We start from the raw sequence: 5,852 nt of genomic DNA on the forward strand, positions 1-5,852 counted from the left end.
AGTCACGTGCGTGGCGTTGAAAATTGGCCGGTACGATCGCGGCGCAAAACCTTTCAGTTCCATCGCGCAATAAGCCCCCACTATCAATAAAAAAACCAGCCAATGAAGTGATATCTGTAACGCGGTGTATTTGCTGCGCATTAAGGTGTCCTGCTGAGTCACAAAGATTTTTCCAGGATAACGGCAAACACTCAGAAAATCATTAACATCTGGTGAAATTACCTAACATTTCCTCGCAAAGCCCCGGTTTGCGGCCCCTTCATTTATGAACTATCACTAGTGTTGATTAAGAATTCAGCTACTTCCTATGATTTAAAGTGAGGTCCGCGTCATGAAAAAGATCGGTATTAATGGCTTTGGTCGCATTGGTCGTCTGGTGTTACGCCGTGTTCTTGAAACCAAAAGTGATGTTGAAATTGTTGCTATCAACGATCTCACCTCGCCTGAAGTGCTGGCCTATTTGTTAAAACACGACTCCAGCTATCGTAACTTCGACGGCACGGTGGAACACACCGACGATGCATTAATCGTGAACGGGAAGAAAATTGCGGTGTATGCCGAGAAAAACGCCAAAAACATTCCCTGGGGAAAAGTCGGCGTTGAGATTGTGATTGAATGCACCGGCTTCTACACCTCTGAGGAAAAAGCCAGTGCGCATCTGGACGCCGGCGCGAAGAAAGTGCTGATTTCAGCCCCTGCTGGCGACATGAAAACCATCGTGTTTAACGTCAACTGCAACACCATCACGCCGGAAGATAAAATACTTTCCGTCGCTTCCTGCACCACAAACTGCCTCGCGCCGATGGCAAAAGCCCTGCACGATAATTTCGGTATTAAAGTTGGCACCATGACGACTATTCATGCGTACACCGGCACGCAATCGCTGGTAGATGGCCCGCGTGGTAAGGATCTGCGTGCGTCACGTGCGGCGGCACAGAATATTATTCCTCATACCACGGGCGCGGCAAAAGCCATTGGCCTGGTGATCCCTGAGTTGCAGGGCAAACTTAAAGGCCACGCGCAACGCGTTCCTACGCTGACCGGTTCAGTCACTGAGCTGGTTTCGATTCTGGATAAAAAAGTCACGGTCGAGGAAATCAATGCGGCGCTGAAAAAGGCCACCGACGGCAATGAATCATTTGGCTATACCGACGAGGAAATTGTGTCGTCCGATATCGTCGGCACGAATTTCGGTTCGGTGTTTGATGCCACGCAGACGGAAGTGACCGAAGTCGGGGATTTGCAACTGGTGAAAACCGTGGCCTGGTACGATAACGAGTATGGTTTTGTGACGCAGTTGGTTAGGGTATTGGATGCGGTCGCGAAGGAATAAAAGCCATCTCTCCCTGCTTAAACCGCAGGGAGAGATTTAAAGACTTATTTCAACAAACGGACTTTAACCGATTTGCCTTTAATTTTGCCCTGCTGCAACTGCTTCCACGCATGGCGCGCTACAGGTTCGCGAATCGCGACATAAACGTGCATCGGGTGCACATCAATTTTGCCGATATCTGCGCCATCCAGACCCATATCGCCGGTCAACGCGCCGAGAATATCGCCCGGACGCATTTTCGCTTTCTTGCCGCCGTCGATGCAAAGCGTCGTCATCGTCGCTTCAAGCGGCTGGATGCTGCCGCCTGTTGGCGCTGGCTGCCAGCTCAGAGACAGGTTCAGCATTTCTGCTAATACGCTGGCGCGTTGTGCTTCTTCTGGGGCACACAGGCTGATGGCCAGGCCACTTTCGCCCGCACGTGCGGTACGGCCAATGCGGTGAACGTGAACTTCCGGGTCCCAGGAGAGTTCGTAGTTGATCACCATTTCCAGTGCTTTGATGTCCAGGCCACGTGCTGCAACGTCTGTTGCTACCAGCACACGGCTGCTGCCGTTGGCAAAACGCACCAGCGTCTGGTCACGGTCACGCTGCTCCATGTCGCCATGCAGCGCCAGCACACTTTGGTTGCTTTCAGTCAGCGCATCGCAAACCGCCTGGCAATCTTTCTTGGTATTACAGAACACCACGCAGGACGCAGGCTGATGCTTGCTGAGAAGTTTTTGCAGCAGGCTGATTTTACCGCTGCGTGAGATTTCATAGAACTGCTGTTCCACAGATGGCAATTCGTCTACGGAATCAATTTCGATGGTTTCTGGCGAACGCTGCACGCGGGAGCTGATTGATGCGATGGCCGTTGGCCAAGTCGCGGAGAACAGCAGCGTCTGGCGATCTTGCGGTGCATGGCTAATCACTTCGTCGATGGCGTCGGCAAAACCCATATCGAGCATGCGGTCGGCTTCATCAAGCACCAGCGTTTGCAGGGCGTCGAGCTTCACAGTCTCTTTTTTCAGGTGATCGAGCAAACGGCCCGGTGTGGCGACAATCACATGCGGAGCGTGTTGCAGCGAATCACGCTGTGCGCCAAACGGCTGGCCGCCACAAAGTGTAAGCACTTTGATATTCGGCATGTAGCGCGCAAGACGACGCAATTCTTTCGCCACCTGGTCAGCCAACTCACGCGTTGGGCACAATACCAGTGACTGAGTAATAAACTGGCTTGCATCAACGTGTTGCAATAAACCAAGGCCAAATGCCGCCGTTTTACCACTGCCGGTTTTTGCCTGTGCGCGGACATCTTTCCCAGCCAGAATCGCGGGTAATGCAGCCGCCTGAACAGGCGTCATGGTGTGATAACCAAGTTCGGTAAGGTTGGCGAGTTGTTCTGCTGGCAGAACGTTTAGGGTAGAAAAAGATGTCACTATTATGTTCTCAATTAATGGGCTGTCAGACAGCGTCTGGCGCGCATATTAGCAGATTTGGCCGGGTCGCGGGGGAGTTTCCAGTAAAATAGCGCTGTCAGCTTTTGTGCCTCAGGCATACGGCCTGATTTACCAGTAAGGGTTATTTCCACAATTATCCCTTTTACATGATCACAAAAAGTTAATTCAAATCGATTCATTTTAACCGATATAAACAAACCTCAAACGGCTGCAAGATAAATCATATATCGACCACTGGTCGGATTTGTTATTGGTGTAGACAATGCAAATCTGTGTGGAAAGTGTTGATGAAATTGTTCGTATTTATGACTCGTGGATTTAAAATCGCCATTATTTTTTTAGTTATTATGATTCTGGCCTGGTGCATTTTGCTAATTAATACCTTTGATATTACGGCCCACTCTTCCTGGCTTCTCGATAAAATCGAAGCAATTAACTAAATTCATAACAATTAAAAATAACCATTCAAATCAATAATCTATCAATCATTGATTCGCCTGCTGCTGGATATTCAAATTCACTAGATAAACCATCCAGTGAATTTGAAGTGGGCAAAGTTAAAATCTATAACCATTCATGTTACCCTTTGTTTACAAGCTTTGGATATTTCAAGCATTAGATGACAAGGTGTCTCATGAAAATCATTCTCTTATTTAGCCTTTTAGGCCTCATTCATTCTTCTGTATTTGCCGCAACAGCGACGCGACTTTCATGTTCGTTACGTGAAAATGTGGTGATTTCGCGGTTTGCGCACAGCCTCTCGACCATGAAATGGGATGGACATTTTCAGGTGGCTTCTGGGGTCAGGAAGACCAAGACAAAGAACGACGTTCCCTTTCGCGTGACGCGTTTTCAAAATGGCGACGATTTAGTGTTCTTCCCGGAGAAAGATCGCTATTTCATGATTTATTCCGGTAACCCCGAGCCCGATCGCTGCATTGTGTTGAGCACCAGCACTTACGAAATTACTCAGTTACCGCGATATGAAAAACCTGACGTGTAGCGAAGAGCGTTGGAATGGAGCGGTCAGCGGGAATCGAACCCGCATCATCAGCTTGGAAGGCTGAGGTAATAGCCATTATACGATGACCGCTTTGGTCCGCCACCGGAGCCTCGAACCCCGTACTACAACACTGTGGTTGCCGCTCTTCCCGATGAGCTAGTGGCGGTTTTTCATACTTGCTGAATAAGACACAGCATAATCATACACATAAATTATGGTTCTTAGCCGGCGGCGCATGATACATAAGTGAAAATAGGCATGCAATAAATAAGGTTTAATCAGGCGAAATTATTTTCCCTCCGCTAAAACCGATGTTTTTCTAGATAAATATCCCCATCGCCGACATTAATTTCATTTCTCCATCCCATCCGGCGATAGAACTCTGCGGCGCGAGTGGCTTTCTCCGTTTCAAGCCAGATGGCCTCGTGCTCTTTGAAAAGCTCATCTTCCGCAGCCTTTAATAGCCGTTTGCCGATGCCCTTTCCTTCATAGGCAGGCAGAACAAAGACGGCAAAAACACAGCCATCTTCGGGGATGATCATCGAGAATCCGACGATGCTTTGTGCATCAACCGCCACCCAGGCACAACGCGCTTCAGCGATCATTTCTGCCACTGAACTATAGGTGATTTCCATCTCTTCTAGCTGTTGCAGGGTCATTGCATTTTCAGTGACCGCGGTGCGCACATGAAAGATCCCTTCCACATCAGCGAGCCGAGCGACTCTAAACTCTATTTCATTCATCATTTGTCCTGGTCATATGGGCTGGTCAATGAAAATGCCGAATGACTCGCAAAACATGCTGGCATTCGCCGCCGCAATCCGTACCATACACGCCAGAAATACGCCATATGCGTGCCGGTTTAGCCAGAGAACTCCATGACCAGTCAAAAAGAAATCTACAACCTCAATAAACTCCAAAAACGTCTGCGTCGTAACGTGGGCGAAGCTATCGCCGATTACAACATGATTGAAGAAGGCGATCGCATTATGGTTTGTCTGTCTGGCGGTAAAGACAGCTACACCATGCTCGAAATTCTGCGTAATTTGCAGCAGAGCGCACCGATTAATTTTAGCCTGGTCGCGGTGAATCTCGATCAAAAACAACCGGGTTTCCCTGAGCATATTCTGCCTGCATACCTGGAAAGTATTGGTGTGGAGTACAAGATTGTCGAAGAAAATACTTACAGCATCGTAAAAGACAAGATCCCAGAAGGGAAAACCACCTGCTCTCTGTGCTCGCGTTTACGTCGTGGCATTCTTTACCGTACCGCAACCGAGTTAGGCGCAACGAAAATTGCCCTCGGCCATCATCGCGATGACATCCTCCAGACGCTGTTCCTGAACATGTTCTACGGCGGCAAAATGAAAGGTATGCCACCAAAATTGATGAGCGATGACGGTAAACACATTGTGATTCGCCCGCTGGCCTACTGCCGTGAGAAAGACATCGAGCGTTTTGCTACCGCGCGCGAATACCCGATTATTCCTTGCAACCTGTGTGGTTCACAGCCGAACCTTCAGCGCCAGGTGATTGGCGATATGCTGCGTGACTGGGATAAGCGTTATCCTGGCCGTATCGAAACCATGTTCAGCGCCATGCAAAATGTGGTGCCTTCTCATATGTGCGACACCGAGCTGTTTGATTTCAAAGGCCTGCAACACGGTGCGGAAGTTGTCGATGGCGGAGATTTAGCGTTCGATCGCGAAGAGTTGCCAATGCAGCCGGTTGGCTGGCAGCCGGAAGAAGACGATAGCGAAACTCCTCTGCAACGCCTCGATATCCTCGAAATAAAATAGTCATACTTCCCTCTCCAACCCATGGAGAGGGACACCCTTACATGTGCGGCGGCGGATCGATAATCGGTCTGGGATCGGGTTCAAGCGGCGGGTCGGGTATCGGCTGCGGCCTCGGCATCGGATCGGGGATTGGCGTCGGCTCGTTCGGGAATGTCGGGTCGCTCATGGATAAGCTTCGGTAAAAAGTCATTAGTGCCTCCAGTTTTGTGCCTTCCCTTTAAGCATAGACGACCAAATCGCAGACAAAAAAAAGCCGACTAATAGTCGGCTCGTACGAA

Annotated in this window: 6 protein-coding genes, 1 tRNA gene and 1 pseudogene; 3 read left to right on the forward strand and 5 right to left on the reverse strand. The window is 49.4% G+C overall.

The genetic code is table 11. The annotated features are described in order from the left end of the window. Nucleotides 1–141: pseudogene (locus D6029_RS22735) on the reverse strand (cytochrome b561); the annotation flags it as partial. A gap of 190 nt (nt 142–331) precedes the next feature. On the opposite strand from D6029_RS22735, the gene gap reads away from it, so the two are divergent. Continuing rightward, nucleotides 332–1,333 carry a type I glyceraldehyde-3-phosphate dehydrogenase gene (gene gap, locus D6029_RS22240; RefSeq protein ID WP_120066840.1) on the forward strand — a complete coding sequence of 334 codons (1,002 nt, stop codon included), beginning with the start codon at nt 332–334 and terminating at the stop codon, nt 1,331–1,333. Nucleotides 1,334–1,377: 44 nt separating this feature from the next. Here gap and dbpA read toward each other — a convergent pair whose 3' ends face one another. After that, nucleotides 1,378–2,751 (reverse strand): ATP-dependent RNA helicase DbpA, encoded by a 1,374-nt coding sequence (gene dbpA, locus D6029_RS22245; RefSeq protein ID WP_120066841.1) that lies wholly within the window; start codon nt 2,749–2,751, stop codon nt 1,378–1,380. 655 nt (nt 2,752–3,406) lie between these two features. On the opposite strand from dbpA, the gene D6029_RS22740 reads away from it, so the two are divergent. Further along, complete coding sequence (locus D6029_RS22740; RefSeq protein WP_244212440.1) at nt 3,407–3,775, forward strand: hypothetical protein; 369 nt, start codon at nt 3,407–3,409, stop codon at nt 3,773–3,775. A gap of 15 nt (nt 3,776–3,790) precedes the next feature. On the opposite strand, the gene D6029_RS22255 is transcribed toward D6029_RS22740, so the two are convergent. Both D6029_RS22255 and D6029_RS22260 read right to left on the reverse strand, forming a co-directional pair. Further along, nucleotides 3,791–3,865, reverse strand: a tRNA-Gly gene (locus D6029_RS22255). Between the two features lie 212 nt (nt 3,866–4,077). Next, nucleotides 4,078–4,518 carry a GNAT family N-acetyltransferase gene (locus D6029_RS22260; RefSeq protein ID WP_120066842.1) on the reverse strand — a complete coding sequence of 147 codons (441 nt, stop codon included), beginning with the start codon at nt 4,516–4,518 and terminating at the stop codon, nt 4,078–4,080. 135 nt (nt 4,519–4,653) lie between these two features. On the opposite strand from D6029_RS22260, the gene ttcA reads away from it, so the two are divergent. Continuing rightward, nucleotides 4,654–5,574, forward strand: a complete 921-nt coding sequence (gene ttcA / locus D6029_RS22265; protein WP_120066843.1) for a tRNA 2-thiocytidine(32) synthetase TtcA — start codon at nt 4,654–4,656, stop codon at nt 5,572–5,574. A 37-nt stretch (nt 5,575–5,611) separates the two neighbouring features. Here the strand turns inward: ttcA and ynaL are convergent, their stop codons facing one another. Further along, a complete protein-coding gene (ynaL, locus tag D6029_RS22925; protein ID WP_472297467.1) occupies nt 5,612–5,764 on the reverse strand; it encodes a proline-rich small protein YnaL in 153 nt (50 codons plus the stop codon). Nucleotides 5,765–5,852 lie beyond the last annotated feature (88 nt).

The organism is Buttiauxella izardii (assembly GCF_003601925.1).
GTDB lineage: Bacteria > Pseudomonadota > Gammaproteobacteria > Enterobacterales > Enterobacteriaceae > Buttiauxella > Buttiauxella izardii.

Excerpts from the sequence above, each read along its gene's own strand:
- gap (WP_120066840.1), top strand. The coding sequence starts at position 332 with ATGAAAAAGATCGGTATTAATGGCTTTGGTCGCATTGGTCGTCTGGTG.
- D6029_RS22260 (WP_120066842.1), bottom strand. The coding sequence starts at position 4,518 with ATGAATGAAATAGAGTTTAGAGTCGCTCGGCTCGCTGATGTGGAAGGG.
- ttcA (WP_120066843.1), top strand. The coding sequence starts at position 4,654 with ATGACCAGTCAAAAAGAAATCTACAACCTCAATAAACTCCAAAAACGT.
- D6029_RS22740 (WP_244212440.1), top strand. The coding sequence starts at position 3,407 with ATGAAAATCATTCTCTTATTTAGCCTTTTAGGCCTCATTCATTCTTCT.
- ynaL (WP_472297467.1), bottom strand. The coding sequence starts at position 5,764 with ATGACTTTTTACCGAAGCTTATCCATGAGCGACCCGACATTCCCGAAC.